Annotated in this window: 17 protein-coding genes and 1 pseudogene; 11 read left to right on the top strand and 7 right to left on the bottom strand. The window is 42.6% G+C overall.

Features of this window, described 5'->3' with window-relative positions:
- The gene (locus V7K60_RS16575) at positions 1-678 is read right to left on the bottom strand and encodes a response regulator transcription factor (protein WP_334926945.1); all 678 of its coding nucleotides are present in this window, start codon (positions 676-678) and stop codon (positions 1-3) included.
- Between the two features lie 149 nt (positions 679-827).
- On the opposite strand from V7K60_RS16575, the gene V7K60_RS16570 reads away from it, so the two are divergent.
- The 3 genes from V7K60_RS16570 to aspS all read left to right on the top strand — a co-directional run bounded on the left by V7K60_RS16570 (position 828) and on the right by aspS (position 4,043).
- Positions 828-1,097 (top strand): hypothetical protein, encoded by a 270-nt coding sequence (locus V7K60_RS16570; protein ID WP_334926944.1) that lies wholly within the window; start codon positions 828-830, stop codon positions 1,095-1,097.
- A 146-nt stretch (positions 1,098-1,243) separates the two neighbouring features.
- Positions 1,244-1,897, top strand: coding sequence for a hypothetical protein (locus V7K60_RS16565; protein WP_334926943.1), 654 nt, complete (start codon positions 1,244-1,246; stop codon positions 1,895-1,897).
- 358 nt (positions 1,898-2,255) lie between these two features.
- Positions 2,256-4,043 (top strand): aspartate--tRNA ligase, encoded by a 1,788-nt coding sequence (aspS, locus tag V7K60_RS16560; protein WP_334926942.1) that lies wholly within the window; start codon positions 2,256-2,258, stop codon positions 4,041-4,043.
- A gap of 32 nt (positions 4,044-4,075) precedes the next feature.
- Here aspS and V7K60_RS16555 read toward each other — a convergent pair.
- A pseudogene (locus V7K60_RS16555) lies at positions 4,076-4,219 on the bottom strand (IS5/IS1182 family transposase); the annotation flags it as partial.
- 172 nt (positions 4,220-4,391) lie between these two features.
- On the opposite strand from V7K60_RS16555, the gene V7K60_RS16550 reads away from it, so the two are divergent.
- The 5 genes from V7K60_RS16550 to V7K60_RS16530 all read left to right on the top strand — a co-directional run bounded on the left by V7K60_RS16550 (position 4,392) and on the right by V7K60_RS16530 (position 8,743).
- The gene (locus V7K60_RS16550) at positions 4,392-5,726 is read left to right on the top strand and encodes a M16 family metallopeptidase (RefSeq protein ID WP_334926941.1); all 1,335 of its coding nucleotides are present in this window, start codon (positions 4,392-4,394) and stop codon (positions 5,724-5,726) included.
- A 162-nt stretch (positions 5,727-5,888) separates the two neighbouring features.
- On the top strand, positions 5,889-6,752 hold the full coding sequence (locus V7K60_RS16545) for a fructosamine kinase family protein (protein ID WP_334926976.1): 864 nt from the start codon (positions 5,889-5,891) through the stop codon (positions 6,750-6,752).
- 128 nt (positions 6,753-6,880) lie between these two features.
- On the top strand, positions 6,881-7,501 hold the full coding sequence (locus V7K60_RS16540; protein ID WP_334926940.1) for a 2OG-Fe(II) oxygenase: 621 nt from the start codon (positions 6,881-6,883) through the stop codon (positions 7,499-7,501).
- Positions 7,491-8,336, top strand: a complete 846-nt coding sequence (gene cas6, locus V7K60_RS16535) for a CRISPR-associated endoribonuclease Cas6 (protein ID WP_334926939.1) — start codon at positions 7,491-7,493, stop codon at positions 8,334-8,336. Before V7K60_RS16540 ends, cas6 begins: the two co-directional genes overlap by 11 nt.
- 68 nt (positions 8,337-8,404) lie before the next feature.
- Entirely contained in the window at positions 8,405-8,743 is a 339-nt protein-coding gene (locus tag V7K60_RS16530) for an NIL domain-containing protein (protein ID WP_334926938.1), read from the top strand.
- Positions 8,744-8,749: 6 nt separating this feature from the next.
- Here the strand turns inward: V7K60_RS16530 and V7K60_RS16525 are convergent, their stop codons facing one another.
- Positions 8,750-9,340, bottom strand: coding sequence for a Crp/Fnr family transcriptional regulator (locus V7K60_RS16525; RefSeq protein WP_334926937.1), 591 nt, complete (start codon positions 9,338-9,340; stop codon positions 8,750-8,752).
- Positions 9,341-9,511: 171 nt separating this feature from the next.
- The gene (gene cysE / locus V7K60_RS16520) at positions 9,512-10,240 is read right to left on the bottom strand and encodes a serine O-acetyltransferase (RefSeq protein WP_334926936.1); all 729 of its coding nucleotides are present in this window, start codon (positions 10,238-10,240) and stop codon (positions 9,512-9,514) included.
- A 213-nt stretch (positions 10,241-10,453) separates the two neighbouring features.
- Here cysE and V7K60_RS16515 point away from each other — a divergent pair, with 213 nt between their 5' ends.
- Positions 10,454-10,936, top strand: a complete 483-nt coding sequence (locus tag V7K60_RS16515; RefSeq protein WP_334926975.1) for an RrF2 family transcriptional regulator — start codon at positions 10,454-10,456, stop codon at positions 10,934-10,936.
- An 18-nt stretch (positions 10,937-10,954) separates the two neighbouring features.
- Positions 10,955-11,917 carry a cysteine synthase A gene (gene cysK, locus V7K60_RS16510; protein WP_334926935.1) on the top strand — a complete coding sequence of 321 codons (963 nt, stop codon included), beginning with the start codon at positions 10,955-10,957 and terminating at the stop codon, positions 11,915-11,917.
- A 76-nt stretch (positions 11,918-11,993) separates the two neighbouring features.
- On the opposite strand, the gene V7K60_RS16505 is transcribed toward cysK, so the two are convergent.
- Both V7K60_RS16505 and V7K60_RS16500 read right to left on the bottom strand, forming a co-directional pair.
- Positions 11,994-12,704: a cadmium resistance transporter gene (locus V7K60_RS16505; protein WP_334926934.1), complete on the bottom strand. Its 711-nt coding sequence runs from the start codon at positions 12,702-12,704 to the stop codon at positions 11,994-11,996.
- A gap of 199 nt (positions 12,705-12,903) precedes the next feature.
- Positions 12,904-14,187, bottom strand: a complete 1,284-nt coding sequence (locus V7K60_RS16500) for a hypothetical protein (protein ID WP_334926933.1) — start codon at positions 14,185-14,187, stop codon at positions 12,904-12,906.
- 222 nt (positions 14,188-14,409) lie between these two features.
- On the opposite strand from V7K60_RS16500, the gene V7K60_RS16495 reads away from it, so the two are divergent.
- A complete protein-coding gene (locus V7K60_RS16495) occupies positions 14,410-15,072 on the top strand; it encodes a cadmium resistance transporter (protein ID WP_334926932.1) in 663 nt (220 codons plus the stop codon).
- Between the two features lie 50 nt (positions 15,073-15,122).
- On the opposite strand, the gene V7K60_RS16490 is transcribed toward V7K60_RS16495, so the two are convergent.
- The gene (locus tag V7K60_RS16490; protein WP_334926931.1) at positions 15,123-15,920 is read right to left on the bottom strand and encodes a sulfite exporter TauE/SafE family protein; all 798 of its coding nucleotides are present in this window, start codon (positions 15,918-15,920) and stop codon (positions 15,123-15,125) included.
- Positions 15,921-16,243 lie beyond the last annotated feature (323 nt).

Genomic DNA, 16,243 nt, shown 5'->3' with positions numbered 1-16,243 from the left:
TCAAGAATCTGGCTTACGAAATCGATATCCAACCCCTCGAATGCTTTCAATCCAGACTGCTTCATCAATGGGATCAATCTTTTTACGAATTCGCTGGATACAAACATCCACAACGTTGGTGTTGGGGTTAAAGTCGTAGCCCCAAACGTGTTCCAAAATTTGAGTACGAGTGAAAACCCGTCCGGGAGAGCGCATAAGATATTCCAGAAGATTAAACTCGCGGCTGGTGAGTTCTATAGCCTGATGATTGCAAGTGACTTCCCTAGTAATGCGATCGAGTTTGATCGGCCCAACGCAAAGCAGATTTTGGCGCTCGCTTACACTCCGGCGCACAACCGCATGAATTCGAGCCGCTAACTCTTCCACAAAAAACGGTTTAGCGATATAGTCATCCGCTCCCAAATTTAGCCCTTGCAAGCGATCGTCTAGTTCATTCCGAGCCGTCAACAAAATCACTGGAGCATTTCGACCTTGCCGCCGTAATAGTTTTAGAATCGATAGTCCATCTTTTCCCGGCATCATAATGTCGAGTATAATCGCATCATATTCGTTGTCTAATGCCCGCAGATATCCGTCATCACCGTTATCGCAGTAGTCTACAACAAATCCCTGCTCCTTTAGCCCAGCCCGGACAAAGTTAGCAATTTTCGCTTCATCTTCAACAAACAGAACGTTCACAAGCTTTTATTAATTCATATATTCTTCTATTCTAAATTCATTATTTTTTATTCAAATTACAAAACTGTAATTTAGAAAATAATAAAGCTGTAATTTTGAGGTGGCTCAATTAGAAATATGAACACCCTAGCTTTTGAAGGTTGATTTTTATGAATATCCGTCGAGTCTTAGCCGTAGCAGCGATTCCTTTTTTGATTGGTACATTCGGTTTTGTTGCACCCAATCAGGCAAATGCCGCTAATCCATCTCATCGGAACACCGAGATTTCACAACAGCCCAACGAACGGCAAATATCTGATAAAAAACCACAAATCAGACATTCTAAACCCCGTCCACATCACAAAAAGCGTTCTTCCCAACGTCCTCAACCTCATAATCAGGAAGCAGTTAAAAACCGGGTAGAACGCAATAACCGTTAATTGATGCACCCTTGCATTTCGCCTCGTCCTCAGTGGCGATCTCATCAGAGTATTGTTGTTTCTAAATTACAAAACTGTAATTTAGAAACAGGGCAAACTGTTATTTTGAGAAGACTTAATTAGAAATATAAACCTTTGGAGATTTAATGATGAATATTCGTAGACTACTAGTAGTAACAGCGATTCCTGTTCTGTTTGGCACATTTGGTTTTCTTTCACTCAATCAAGCAAATGCCGCTAATCAATTCGAGCGAATTGTACAGGCGCCACAACCGCCCAACCAACCATCAAACGAACAGCCGCGTCCACCCAGACCTGATTTTGCAGCGGCAGCGACAAAGTTAGGAGTTACAGAAGCCCAGTTAAAGGCGGCATTGGGAGTTCCTGCCAATCCTCCAAATCCAGGCGATCGCAATCAACGCCCACCCAGACCTGATTTGAAAGCGGCGGCGACAAAGTTAGGAGTTACAGAAGCCCAGTTAAAGGCGGCATTAGGAGTTCCTGCCAATCCTCCAAATCCAGGCGATCGCAATCAACGCCCACCCAGACCTGATTTGAAAGCGGCGGCGGCAAAGTTAGGAGTTACAGAAGCCCAGTTAAAAGCGGCGTTGGGAGTTCCTGCCAATCCGCCAAATCCAGGTGATCGCAGTCAACGCCCACCCAGACCTGATTTGAAAGCCGCAGCAGCAAAGCTGGGTGTCACTGAACAACAGTTGATCGACGCATTAGGTATTCCACCTCATCCTCTTGGCGATGGTGGAGCCTCTCCTCAAGAAAATCGTCCTAATCAACCAAAATAGTAAATAGACCACGCAGTAGGGGCGCAAGGCCTTGCGCCCCTACGACAGGTGTACTTCAAATACATGAAAACTGCTGTAAATCCTGCGATCGCTAGTAAAAGAGACATCACCAACAACATCACTGTCCCCTGAAACAAAAATATAGATATCTGCGCCACAAGTACATCCAAGTCAGATATAAAGAGTTTCTGCCTCCTAGCTCCTGCCTCCTGCCTCCAAAAAAAACTGCTGTATATATAGTGTGAGATTATTTGATTTTTTATTTCACCAGAACTACTACAATTACTATTGATGCTAGATAATGGGAAGGCTTTGACATTTTCTTGCCAATCTAGCCCGGAAACAATAACTAAGACTTATGCGAACTCACTATTGCGGCGAACTCCGAAAAGAACATATTGGAGAAACTGTTACCTTTTACGGATGGGTAGACCGTCGCCGCGATCATGGTGGTGTGATATTTTTAGATTTACGCGATCGCTCTGGAATTGTCCAAATCGTCAGCGATCCGCAACGCACCCCAGATTCTTACGAATATGCGAACGCCCTGCGAAATGAATATGTTGTCGAAATCACTGGTAGGGTAACACAACGTCCCGAAGAATCGTTGAATATCCGCATCCCCACAGGCGAGGTGGAAATTTACGCCGATAAAATTGAACTACTCAATGCTGTTCGCAAACAGTTACCTTTCCAAGTTTCTGTAGCTGACACCGAAACAGTGCGGGAAGACTTACGGCTGAAATATCGTTATTTGGATTTGCGACGCGAACGCATGGCGCAAAATTTGCAACTGCGTCATCAAATTGTCAAAGCCATGCGTCGTTATCTAGAAGATTTGGAAGGTTTTATCGAAGTCGAAACCCCAATTCTTACCCGTTCTACCCCAGAAGGGGCGCGGGATTACGTTCTACCCAGTCGCGTCAATCCTGGTGAGTGGTATGCTTTGCCGCAATCACCCCAGCTCTTTAAACAATTGCTGATGGTATCCGGCTTAGATAGATATTATCAGATTGCCCGTTGCTTTCGTGACGAAGACTTACGCGCTGATAGACAACCAGAATTCACCCAGTTGGACATGGAAATGAGCTTCATGTCCCAAGAAGAAATTATCGAACTAAATGAGAATTTAGTTTGCCATATCTACAAAACAGTTAAAGGCATTGAGTTACAGCGCCCTTTCCCCCGTCTCACTTATGCTGAGGGGATGGAACGCTATGGTAGTGATAAACCAGATACACGCTATGGTTTGGAATTAGTTGATATCTCAGATATCGTCAAAGACTCTGGTTTCAAAGTCTTTCGGGACACTGTTACCAATGGTGGTATCGTCAAAATTCTCCCCATTCCCAACGGTAACGATGTAATTTCTAATGTCCGCATTAAGCCAGGTGGCGACTTATTTAAAGAAGCCAGTGAAGCCGGTGCTAAAGGTTTAGCTTTTATCCGCGTCAGGGATGATGGCGAAATTGACACCATTGGGGCGATTAAAGACAACCTCAACGTTGAACAAAAACAAGAAATTTTACGCCGCACAGGTGCGAAAGCTGGACATTTGTTGTTGTTTGGGGCAGGGGAAGCTGCTACAGTTAATAAAACTTTAGATAGATTACGACAAGCGATCGCTAGAGAATTTAACTTAATCGATCCAGAAAAAATCAACTTGCTGTGGATTACAGATTTCCCGATGTTCGAGTGGAATGGTGACGAAAAACGCCTAGAAGCACTGCACCACCCGTTTACAGCACCGCATCCTGATGATTTGAACGATTTAAAAACTGCACGCGCCCAAGCTTATGACTTGGTACTCAACGGTGTGGAAGTTGGCGGTGGAAGTCTGCGGATTTATCAGCGAGAAATTCAACAGCAAGTGTTTGAAGCGATCGGTTTATCTCCTGAAGAAGCACAAAATAAATTTGGCTTTCTCTTAGAAGCATTTGAATATGGTACACCGCCGCATGGTGGCATCGCCTACGGTTTAGATCGTTTGGTAATGTTGCTAGCTGGAGAAGAATCCATTCGGGATGTCATTGCTTTTCCAAAGACACAACAAGCACGTTGTTTGTTAACAGATGCGCCTTCGAGTGTAGATGCGAAACAGTTGAAAGAATTACACGTTGCTTCGACTTATAAACCAAAGTCTTAGAAGATGTCAGAAAAGTTATAAAGGGTAAAATTTTATGCCAATCGTCTCACCATAATCCGAATCATGGCAAGGTAGACAAATGTCTCTGCTGTTACAGGGACTAGTTCGTAGTGCTTGTTTAATCGCCGATACCAAACAAGCCAACCCAAGGTGCGCTCTATCACCCAGTGTTTTGGAAACAAAACAAGCCCTTTGCGCTCTTTGGGTTGGAGTGCTATTTGTATAATCCAACAGCAAAGTTTATAACCTACCTGCCGCAGACTGTCGAATACTGCAAGCGATCGCAGTGCTTATTTTATAGTCGCAGATAAGATAAGAGAGTAACATGCTCCTCACACACAAGTAGCAATGACTTCAACCCTGCAAAAATTTCCCCGTCTCAATGCCCCGACGCTGCACCAGTTGCCCAATGGTTTGACAATCATTGCCGAGCAAATGCCAGTTGAAGCCGTAAACCTCAATTTATGGATTAAAGTTGGCTCTGCTGTAGAACCTGATGCCATTAATGGCATGGCTCACTTTTTAGAACACATGATTTTTAAAGGAACTGAACGACTGGCTAGCGGCGAGTTTGAACGTCGAATTGAAGAACGGGGTGCTGTAACCAATGCTGCTACTAGCCAAGACTATACTCATTACTATATAACTACTGCTCCCAAAGATTTTGCCGAGCTTGCGCCACTACAGATAGATGTAGTATCGAATGCGAGTATTCCTGATGATGCCTTTGAACGTGAGCGATTAGTAGTTTTAGAAGAAATTAGGCGTTCAGAGGATAATCCCCAGCGACGTACATATCGGCGGGCGATGGAGACAGCTTTTGATCATCTACCCTATCGCCGTGCGGTATTAGGGCCAGAATCAGTGATTGCCGGACTTAAACCCCAGCAGATGCGAGATTTTCATGCTAATTGGTATCAACCCCAGTCAATTACTGCCGTGGCTGTGGGCAATTTGCCTGTAGAAGAATTAATTGCAACTGTTGCGGAAGGATTTACAAAAGCTAATAAAACTCCCCATTCCCCCTTATCCCCAGAGGGAGTCCCACCTTCCTTACTTCCCAGTACAGAGGCGATTAATCGCGTCTCTGCCCACTCCCCCCTGAATCCTGAGTCACCATTTTCAGAAATTGTCCGTCGAGAATTTATCGATGAAAGTCTACAGCAAGCAAGGCTAGTGATGGTTTGGCGGGTTCCAGGAATGACTCAGTTAGATCGCACTTATGGATTGGATGTTTTAGCAGGAATTTTGGGACACGGACGGACATCAAGACTGGTGAGGGATTTACGGGAAGAACGGGGATTAGTTTCTTCAATTTCTGTGAGCAACATGAGCAACGAGCTACAAGGGATATTTTATATTTCAGCTAAATGTGCAGTGGAAAATTTACCAGTTGTAGAGGATGCGATCGCTCAACATATTGGCAAAATACAAACAGAGTTGGTAACAGAATCAGAAATAGCTCGTGTGCAGCGGCGAGTCGCTAACAGATTTATATTTGGTAACGAAACACCAAGCGATCGCTCTGGGTTGTATGGTTATTATCAATCTTTGGTGGGAGATTTGGAACCCGCCTTTAACTACCCAGCGATCATTCAAAGCCAAGATGCAACAGACTTGATGCAAGCAGCCAAAGAGTATCTATCTCCAGATGCTTATGGTGTAGTTTTTGTCAAGCCGTAAATTAAAAATTGGGAATGGGATATTGGGTATGTGAAAGAGGACAATAATTAATAACCAGTACCCAATGCCCAGTTAATAATCCAAAATCCAAAACTTGTACTGAGCGACTTGTGCCGAGCGGAGCCGAGGTAAGCCGAAGTATCTAAAATCCAAAATTGCATGATGTGGACTCAAATCGACACCCATATTAGCCAGATAACTGGCGAAAAATTTCAGAGTCAGCAACGGCGATCGGTTGGTGGCGGGTGTATCAACCAAGGTTATGCTGTCTCTAATGGTGAGATAACCTACTTCGTCAAACAAAACCTTGCATCCCAAGTTGCCATGTTTGAAGCTGAGGCGTTGGGTTTAGAGGAAATGATCGCAACAGCAAGTATTCGCATTCCCAAACCAATTTGCTGGGGTACTGCTGATAATTCTAGCTACATCGTCCTGGAATGGTTGGAACTTGCTAGCGGTAACAGCAATTCATCGGAAGAGATGGGGCGCAAGTTAGCGGTAATGCATAAAGCTAGCAGCAGTCAAGATTTTGGTTGGAAAATTAACAATACAATTGGTTCCACGCCGCAAATCAATACTTGGACAGCAGACTGGACAGAATTTTATATTAAACATCGCTTGGGTTATCAATTTCAGTTGGCAAGGCGACGAGGAGGTAATTTTCCCCAACAAGACAAGTTATTAGCAGCTATCCCTGAACTATTAGCGGATCATCAGGTGCAACCTTCTTTAGTACATGGCGATTTATGGGGCGGAAATGCTGGGTATACTGCATCGGGGGAACCAGTGATATTTGATCCAGCAACTTATTTTGCAGATAGAGAAGTTGATATCGCCATGACAGAATTGTTTGGTGGGTTCCCAGCAGCGTTTTATAAGGGTTACAACAAAGTGTTTCCTTTAGATGCAGGCTATGAAAAGAGAAAAACGCTTTACAACCTGTATCACATTTTGAATCACTTCAATTTATTTGGTGGCGGTTATGGTTCTCAAGCAAATCGGATGATTGACCAGATTTTGCGTTGAACTTCACTTTTTTACAAAGTGCTAATAGTCTAATACGTAGTTTTTCTCACTAAAAGAATACTACTATCATCACTCGACAGTCTTTAAAATTTTAGATACCACATTCAGCGATCGCTCCTCTGTCCCCAGTGAAACACTACCAACAGCAAACCAACGCCTTCCCCAGCGACTACTTAAACAACTTGTGGGGAGAAATCCAAGCTTGTCCTTACTTTGCTATCAACAACCTCAACCGCGATTTTGTCGCCACTAAAGGATTTTCTGTAGTGTTTCAGCGTTCTGGATTAGCAAAAGTAGAACAGCAGTTTCCCTACTTCAAGCCTTACCTAGATTTGGCTCTCCAGCCGAATTGTAATGCTTTTTACCTCAATCCTTTACAACTCAAAGAAGGCTCCCGCGTCGATCCGCATATTGATCGCTCCTTACGTTCTTACTCCAAAACCATTGAACCACCTGCGGTTGTCAGTGTCCTTTATGTGCGAGTACCAGCAGATATGGAAGGGGGAGAACTGGTATTGCGATCGCACAAACGCCAACTTGGGCAAATTAAGCCCCAATTCAATACTTTAGTTTATTTTCAAGGTGATTTAACCCATTCGGTTAACGCTGTCAAAACCCCAGGAAATCGTCTCAGTTTAGTTTGTGAACAGTATAGTTTGAGTGAAACTGAACTCCAGGAAATCCCTGAGTTTACTGTAGAGTCAAGAAGCACTCAGTCTACAACCAAAAAGAGAAAGTATGCCTCATAGTTTAGTGTTGAATTTGCTACCTCAATCACCCATTCCACCACAGTATATTACAGGTAGACATCTCCACACCCTATTTTTAACCCTCGTTAGTTCTGTAGATAGCACATTGGGCGATCGCTTGCACGATTCCACTGCTGACAAAGCTTTCACCTTCTCGCCTCTACAAATTAGTCATACAAACTCTCTGGTTTTGAAAGGAGGTAAGGGGGGATCTAAATTGCAATACTCACATCAACAACCCATTCGGGCCGGAACTTTTTGTTGGTGGCGCATCTCTTTATTAGATGACACTCTATTTGGCAAACTTACTCAACTCTGGCTAAATCTTAATCCCAATTGTCCTTGGCATCTTGGCCCGGCTGACTTGTATATTACCAGCATTCAAGGCACACCTCAATCTATTCAACCTTGGGCAAATGCCACTATTTATGCTCAATTATACGAAGAAGCTAACGAATGCAATTCTTCGATTAACCTTAGCTTCTCCACACCTACTGCCTTCCGTCAAGGACAGTATGACAGTACCCTTACTACCAGAGAATCTGTTTTTAATTCCCTACTTTCGCGGTGGAATAAATACAGTAGTATAGAATTTACTCAGATTGCGATCAAGTCAATATTTCCCTCATTTGTCAATATTCATACAGAAATATTAGCTGACTCCCGCAGCAAATTTATTGGTATTATTGGCGAAGTTACCTATAAGATTTTGGGAGAAATTGAACCAATTCAAATTAAGCAAATTAACGCTTTAGCTGACTTTGCTTTGTATGCAGGAATTGGACGAAAAACAACAATGGGTATGGGAATGTCAAGGCGGCTATATTCTTCATAATTTCAGCGTTTATAGCGATGTCTACGACGGGCTACGCCTACGCTAATTAATAAAATCATCACTATCCAATGGCAGCACTAAATAACCAAAAAACCAATTCTCAAAACAGATTATCACTAGTTTCTTCAGTTTACGAAAAAAGCCAAGTTACTCAGATTCGTCTGCGGATACATATTCCCAAATGCTATCTGCAAGCGCCCGTGATTTCGCAGTTAATTTCTACTTCCGGCTTGGTAGTTAATATTACTAAAGCTATGTTACAACCAAATACAGATGCAGAAGGATGCTTTGACATTGAACTACGGGGAACAGTGCCACAAATTTCTAGCGGTTTAGCTTACCTAGAATCCTTGAATCTTAGAATTGTGGGCAAGCCGAATGCTGAAGGCGATAGCTGGTTTTACTGAAATAATTTAAATTTCATAGTACCAAATTTCTTCTTCTCGCAATACAATTCGATGCAGGGAGAGACGATCGATCAAGCCCTCTTGCTCAAACTGCCCAAGAACACGAGTGATAGTCACACGAGTTGAACCGAGCATTTCCGCCAGGTCTTCATGAGTCAGACGCATATCTATTAAACGTCCCTTCTCAACTTCCGAACCAAACTTTTTGGATAACCATGCCAATAGCTTGATGAGCATAGTATCCACTTTTTTATGGCTACGAATAATCATCAATTCTTGAGCCTGTTGGATATGGGCAAGTAGAGTTTCTGTTAGTTCAGTCCACTCCTCTAGAGGTAAAACTGTTGCCTCCACTTTAGTTAGGCATTCCATCTGATAAGGTTCTAATTTTGACAATCTCTTACCAACGACATCTCCAGGCCCCCACAATCCCAAAGCAACAGTTGTGCCATCTTCCAGATAGCTAAAAGTTCTGACAAAACCCGTTTCAATCTTCCAAAGGTCGTTATGATGCTCTGGTAGAAATGACCTACGGGCAAAAAGTTGCTTAGTATTGCTACTGTTTGAACTAGAGAAGTTTGTGTACAAAGACACCATATTATATAAAACTATTCTCCGATAAATGAACCGTAGTATTATATTTATATCAGGTTCTAAGAACCTATGGGTATTTAAAAGATGGGAGAGAGGAGCAGAGGGGCAAGGGAAGAATAATGCCCAATGCCCACTTGCCCTGAGCAAAGCAGAAGGGATGCTCAATGCCCTAAACTAAATTCCCGCACCATCAAGAAAATCTTCAATCATCCCATCAGAATTTTTGCTCTTAGGATTGGCGGTTAATTCGTCGCCAAGTTCAGTTGGGGACAAACTTGATTGATCTTCCAACTGCTCGAACTGTTTCTCTAGAGACTTGACGCGTTCAAATAAAGCGCGGATTACTTCAGCTTCTACATCACGTACTTTATCATGATCCAGAACATTGCTATTTAAGTTGTTCTGACGAGTTACGCGCCCTGGAATCCCAACTACTGTAGTGTTACTGGGGACATCTCGTAGCACCACAGAACCGGCTCCAATACGGACGCGATCGCCAATTTGAATATTTCCCAATACTTTCGCACCCGCCCCCACAACCACATGAGAGCCTAAAGTTGGATGGCGTTTGCCGCTTTCTTTCCCAGTCCCGCCAAGGGTGACACCTTGATAAATCAGAGCATAGTCGCCCACGATCGCAGTCTCACCAATCACTACTCCCATGCCGTGGTCAATAAACACTCCCAGGCCAATTAATGCCCCAGGATGGATTTCAATTCCGGTAAAAAACCTACTAAGATGAGAGATGAATCTTGGTATAAAGGGAATTCCAATTTTATACAGCCAGTGCGCCAATCGATGAAATATTAAGGCTTGGAGTCCAGGGTAACAGAACAATACTTCTAGCCAGTTACGGGCTGCTGGGTCACGCTCAAAAATGGTTCGCAAATCAGTTAGTAGCATACTCTGTTGAGATTTTTGTTGGTAGGTGAGGCTCTGAAAACAGAAACTCAGGATAATTCCCAGAAAAAGAGCGAGTCCTTTATAGGAATTATGTAAGTTTACAATCTACGGTAAATCGATAGGGTATAGTGTTTTTGTGGGTAATAAGTGGGATGCTATCACATTCCACAGTTGAAAAAAATTAATTTCGCATAAACTGCGATAAGTCCCTCAATTCACCGTAGTATATTGAGTACAGTCTTGAATAGCCAAAACTACGCTCTCTTGGATCTGTCTTCCAAAGTGGAATACGCGCTGCTAGCACTCTTAGAGCTAGCAAGCCACCACGGAAAAAAACTTCCTTTAACCATGAGTGAGATCACTGCCAAGCAACCCATACCTGAGCGCTATCTGGAACAAATTTTGACTAACCTTCGGCGTGCTGGTGTGGTGCAGAGTCAACGCGGCTCTAAAGGAGGTTTCATTTTAGTTCGTGAACCTTGGCAGATTACAATACTTGAAATTGTCACTTTGGTTGAAGGCGAGCGGAAAGAGAAAGATACCTCTGACTCTCCGACTCTAGAAAAGACTCTGGTTTATGAAGTTTGGGAGCAAGCTAACGCTGCCTCAATTGAAGTTTTGGGTCGTTATACACTCCAAGACTTGTGCGAGGAAAGAGAAACTCGCGCCCAGCAGAGTCCAATGTATTATATTTAAACACGACGGAGTACCCCCATGCGGATAGCGAAAGATATCACAGAGTTAATTGGCCGAACTCCTTTAGTTCAATTAAACAAGATTCCCCAAGCTTCAGGAGCAGTTGCTCGGATTGTGGTGAAGCTAGAAAGCATGAATCCAGCATCTTCTGTGAAAGACCGGATTGGCGCGAGTATGGTGGAAGCGGCGGAAGAAGCAGGCTTGATTCACCCTGGAAAAACTGTTTTAGTAGAGCCGACTTCTGGAAATACAGGAATTGCGCTAGCGATGGTGGCATCTGCCAAGGGCTACCATCTCATTCTAACGATGCCTGACACAATGAGCCACGAAAGACGATCCATGCTCAAAGCTTATGGCGCTCAATTAGAGTTAACGCCAGGGGTAGAAGGGATGCGAGGAGCGATCGCTCATGCAGAGCAGCTTGTAGCTAAAACGCCCAATGCTTATATGTTGCAGCAGTTCCGCAACCCTGCTAACCCGAAAGTTCACGCCGAAACCACAGCCGAAGAAATTTGGAATGATACCGATGGAGAGGTAGATATTCTGGTGTCGGGAGTGGGTACTGGTGGGACGATTACGGGAGTTGCAGAAGTTATTAAAAAACGGAAGCCGAGTTTCCAAGCGATCGCGGTTGAACCAAGCAACAGCCCAGTATTAGCAGGTGGTAAATCAGGGCCTCACAAAATCCAAGGTATCGGCGCGGGATTTATCCCAGCAATTTACCGAAAAGAAGTTGTAGATGAAGTGATTCAGGTAGCGGATGAACAAGCGATCGCTTACAGCCGTCGCCTAGCAAAAGAAGAAGGATTGCTATCGGGGATTTCTACTGGTGCTGCTTTATACGCAGCTATTCAAGTGGCACAACGCCCAGAAAATGCAGGTCGCCTAATCGTGATGATCCAGCCTAGCTTCGGCGAACGCTACCTCAGTACCTCACTGTTCAAAGATCCAGAGGAAAATGAGTGGTTGAGTAAAGTTTGATTCCATATACTAATTTTAGATTTTAGATTTTGTATTTGAGTTTTTTGATTTAAATCAAAATCTAAAATTGGCTTGGTTATCTACTAGAATTTTCACCAATTTCATTGGTACTTTCATCATTTTTTACCAAAATCATCAAACAGATACTACTAGCAGCTAGCTTTATTGGACTTAAAGCTTCACTTTTTAATACAATAAAAGTGCCTAATCCGATAAGAACAAAAGGCACAAGATTATTAACGTAGTGAGTAAATACTTCAGCTATGACTCTGTTGTTAATTAATTTATATGCAACGTAGCACCAAACTCCTAACAATAGAAAAAATAATCCGATAATTACCAAAAAACTCTCTAAGTTGCAGCTAGCAAATAAAGGTATGTAGACACTAATATTATCGCTACCATTGGCAATGGTAACAGCAGCCACACTATAAGTTTGGGGAGAAAAAAAGCTAGGAATTGTTGATATCTCAGCTTCTTCTGTGGCAGCTATAATTTCTTTTGATGAATCTTCTTCCTTATTCACTAAGCTACTGATACCTATGGATATTGGTAGTAAACCAAGTAATCCAATCCAGTTTTTTGATAAAACTAATCCCCCAAATAAACCCGGAAGACTAAGGATTAATAGAACTGTAAAACCGAGAAACTGACCAGCAACTATATGCCGGGAGCGAAAATTAGTATTTATTTGAGAAAAAAATAATAATAAAATGACAATATCATCAATATTAGTGGCAATGAACGCAATTGCCCCTGTAGTAATTGCAGTAACTAACTCGTTCATATTTTAAGAGAAATATAGACATGCTTTTACGTCTTGGGGAGCATCCTACTCTGTGGTCAGCTACTTTCTCTGACGCAATTTGTTCAAAAACTAATTTTTACTAATCATTAAGCAAGGCATCAAAAGCCGAAACACATTACTTTACTCACAATTAAATTGTATACAGCATGTGTACAATTTAATTGTGGTAATTCTCGTTTCAGGTCAAACTGCTGTAGGAGAAAGAGCTATCTGCAAAGATAAAATTCTCAAAGCCGGTCGTCAAAAGGGTAATCAGGTTGCCATTGTTGTTGAAGGTAATGTTGGCAGGGTTTAGACTATTGCCAGAAATAACACCAGATACACTAACTTCAGAACGCTTGAAAGCGCTCACGTCAAGGGTGTCAAAACCATTCCCGCCATCAACAATTGCAGACCCAAAGCCTTTGAAGTAGTCATTTCCAGTCCCTAGTTCAAAGTGGATACCACCACCAATAGTGACTTTCTGTTGAACTTTATCGATATTACTGGTAGCGGTAACTTTGTCATTCCCATTGCCAGTCCTGATGATTCCTTGCCCAGAAATCCCATAGGCAGTACCACCAATTGTAGTTGTTGCTTGTCCGGTGAGAATGTCATAGCCATTACCAGTATCAATGATGCCGTCATTGAAGATGCCATAGGCTAGGGTGTTTGCTTCCAAGCTCTTTGCAGAACCCTTAATCGTGTCGTTGTTCTCACCAGTAGTGATAATAGCTTTTTTAATGTTCTGGATGCCGATGCCAGTACCACCTATGCTGCTTTTTGTCCCTATTTCGTTGTTGCTGCCAGTAGTACCAGTGCCGATGAGCGTATCTTCTCCTTTGCCAGTATTTAGTTTATCACTGTTACTAATGCCGATTCCAGTACCGCCGGCGCCGCTTTCGCCTCTGGTTTCGTCGAGTCTTTTGCTTTCGATAATAGTAACGCCGTCGCGGTAAATTATGGAAGTTATAAGAGGGTATTTGAAGGAAGCTTCACCACCAGTACCACCAGTGCCAGTGCCAGTGATAGTGTCATTTCCGTCCCCTGCATCAAAACTGCCACTGTTGCTGATGCCGGTTCCAGTACCACCTTTGACACCATCTCTCCCAGGGTTGAATATTAGCTCATCGTTGGGTACACTGCCGGGGGGTATGTAAGAAGCAGCAGGCGCAAAGAAGTTTTTACCACCATTACCACCAGTACCAGTGCCAGTAATAGTGTCACCTCCGCTCCCTGTATTGAGAGTACCACTGTTGTTGATGCCGATGCCAGTACTACTTTTGTTGATGTTTTTTATAGTGTTCAAACTAACAGTACCAGTACCACTACCAGTAATACTGTCATTTCCTGAAAACGTATTAATCACACCTCCATTTAAAATATCAATACCAATTGCCACAGATCCATTTGAATCTTGTGCGGCTAAAGTATCGATACCGGAAGTACCGATGAAATTAGGTGGAACCGTAAGTCTAGGCATTGACAAAATCCTGCCTATGAGAATAATTACTTTGTCATTTTAAAGCTTAGTTGTGCCAGAAGGTTAAAATAATTCGTAATTGAATTAGTTGGAAATTTAGATCCCAAGTTTCTTATAAACCACCAATAAATATAATTTGGTAGGGGACTTAAACCCAATAATTACGAATTAGGAATTAGTGAATTTGGTATGGTGATAAATTGTAGGTTCTAAAAATCCAGCATGAGTCAGCTAGGGACAGCCTTCAGTGAAGGGATAATTGCCTTCATCGCCACTAACATAGATGACATCATTATCTTGTTAATATTTTTTTCACAGGTAGATGTTAACTTTCGACGGCGGCATATCTTACTCGGTCAATATCTGGGTTTCACAGCCATTATCATCGCTAGCTTACCAGGATTTTTTGGTGGATTAGTTGTACAGCGAGAATGGATAGGATTGCTAGGACTGCTACCAATAGCAATTGGAATTCAGCAATTAATATTTAGAAAAGAAGAAACTATAACAGTTCAGACAGTCAGTAGTGATTTTAGGCAGTCCACACCTACTAACTCGGTATTGTCTTTTATTTTGAGTATTTTGCAACCCCAAACCTATAAAGTGGCAGCAGTAACGATCGCTAATGGTGGTGACAATATTAGTATATATATCCCTTTGTTCGCAGGTCACAATCTTGCCAGTTTGGGAATAATTCTAGGTATATTTTTTATCATGGTAGGGGTTTGGTGTGCGATCGCTTATTTTTTAAGCCGTCAACCTACCATTGCTGATATTTTAAGTCGCTACGGTCGAGCTGTCGTACCTTTTGTGTTAATTGGCTTGGGTCTGTTCATTATGTACGAACGAGGTACATTCACTTTACTACCTTGGGTAAGAAGTTAATCAATATTGGATGTTGAATGCTGGATTTGGAATTGGAAATCTCAAATTAGTTACACCTGATGAACTAATTTCCAACTTACCATCATCAAAATGGCATAAATGATAAACCGTAGTGGGCGCTGGGGAGCTACTTGGCAGATTTTAGCACCTAGTAACACCCCAGGCACAGAACCTAGCCATATAGGCAGTACCAAACTCCAATCAACTGTTCCCAGGCTCAGATGACCAAGGGCTGTAAACAGCAGTAAAATCGCTGCGTGTGAAATATCTGTACCCACTAACTTCCGTGCATCAAGGCGGAAAAACCCAATCAGCACTAGGGCAAACATTGAACCTGATGAGACGCTAGTTAGACCAACCAAACAGCCTAAAATTGCTCCCAAAGTAATTGTCATAAATCGACCAAAGTTAGTTTCTAAATCTAACTTTGGCAGTTCGGGTAAATTAAATTTTGGGAAAAAAGTCAATAACAACAATTGCACTAGTGCTAACACTGTGACTAGCAAAATCATCCCGCCAAGCAAACGGAACAAGATATTATCCAGGTTATACTCACCTGTATGTTTAATGAAGTGCAAAATCCCCACTCCGAACAGTGAGCCTGGAACACTCCCGAAAGCTAACCATTTGACAACTTCTGTGTCAATGGTTTTCTGTTCCCAATGCTTGACGCTACCAACAATTTTCATCAAGGTGGCGGCCACAACATCAGAACTCACAGCGATAGAAGGTGGAACCTGGAAAATAAAAATCAACATTGGGGTGATGAGAGACGCTCCACCAATTCCCGTCAAACCAACGATGATACCAACAAAAAAGCTTAAGAACGGTAGTAATAAATAGTGCATACTCTTTGGGGGTTTCAACAATTAGTTATCAGTTATCAGAGTCCTGTTGAGTCTCCCACTTCTATAAGTGAGCAGCGTCGGTGAGGGTTGATTAAATCCCCAAACGAAGCCTTGATAACTTTTCACTGACTTAACTACGAGCAGTTAGAGAGCAGCAACTCAGCCAAACTATAGCCCAGTGCTAGACAGGGCTAGTTATGACAAGTTATTGTCTTTCTCAAAGATTCCTGGACAACTTAAAACCTGTGTGGAAGTTTTTGTAAGCATGACAACTGGCATTTAGCTCAAACAGACTTTGATAACTGCTTATTGGTCAGTCGCTC

It is taken from the genome of Nostoc sp. (assembly GCF_036917555.1).
In the GTDB taxonomy this organism is placed as follows: Bacteria; Cyanobacteriota; Cyanobacteriia; order Cyanobacteriales; family Nostocaceae; genus Nostoc.
This window is presented reverse-complemented; position numbering and strand designations above follow the sequence as displayed.

Bases quoted from the DNA above. Each gene is read 5' to 3' on its own strand.
- V7K60_RS16570 (WP_334926944.1), top strand. From the start codon at position 828: ATGAATATCCGTCGAGTCTTAGCCGTAGCAGCGATTCCTTTTTTGATT.
- V7K60_RS16565 (WP_334926943.1), top strand. From the start codon at position 1,244: ATGATGAATATTCGTAGACTACTAGTAGTAACAGCGATTCCTGTTCTG.
- aspS (WP_334926942.1), top strand. From the start codon at position 2,256: ATGCGAACTCACTATTGCGGCGAACTCCGAAAAGAACATATTGGAGAA.
- V7K60_RS16550 (WP_334926941.1), top strand. From the start codon at position 4,392: ATGACTTCAACCCTGCAAAAATTTCCCCGTCTCAATGCCCCGACGCTG.
- V7K60_RS16545 (WP_334926976.1), top strand. From the start codon at position 5,889: ATGTGGACTCAAATCGACACCCATATTAGCCAGATAACTGGCGAAAAA.
- cas6 (WP_334926939.1), top strand. From the start codon at position 7,491: ATGCCTCATAGTTTAGTGTTGAATTTGCTACCTCAATCACCCATTCCA.
- V7K60_RS16530 (WP_334926938.1), top strand. From the start codon at position 8,405: ATGGCAGCACTAAATAACCAAAAAACCAATTCTCAAAACAGATTATCA.
- V7K60_RS16525 (WP_334926937.1), bottom strand. From the start codon at position 9,340: ATGGTGTCTTTGTACACAAACTTCTCTAGTTCAAACAGTAGCAATACT.
- cysE (WP_334926936.1), bottom strand. From the start codon at position 10,240: ATGCTACTAACTGATTTGCGAACCATTTTTGAGCGTGACCCAGCAGCC.
- cysK (WP_334926935.1), top strand. From the start codon at position 10,955: ATGCGGATAGCGAAAGATATCACAGAGTTAATTGGCCGAACTCCTTTA.
- V7K60_RS16505 (WP_334926934.1), bottom strand. From the start codon at position 12,704: ATGAACGAGTTAGTTACTGCAATTACTACAGGGGCAATTGCGTTCATT.
- V7K60_RS16500 (WP_334926933.1), bottom strand. From the start codon at position 14,187: ATGCCTAGACTTACGGTTCCACCTAATTTCATCGGTACTTCCGGTATC.
- V7K60_RS16495 (WP_334926932.1), top strand. From the start codon at position 14,410: ATGAGTCAGCTAGGGACAGCCTTCAGTGAAGGGATAATTGCCTTCATC.
- V7K60_RS16490 (WP_334926931.1), bottom strand. From the start codon at position 15,920: ATGCACTATTTATTACTACCGTTCTTAAGCTTTTTTGTTGGTATCATC.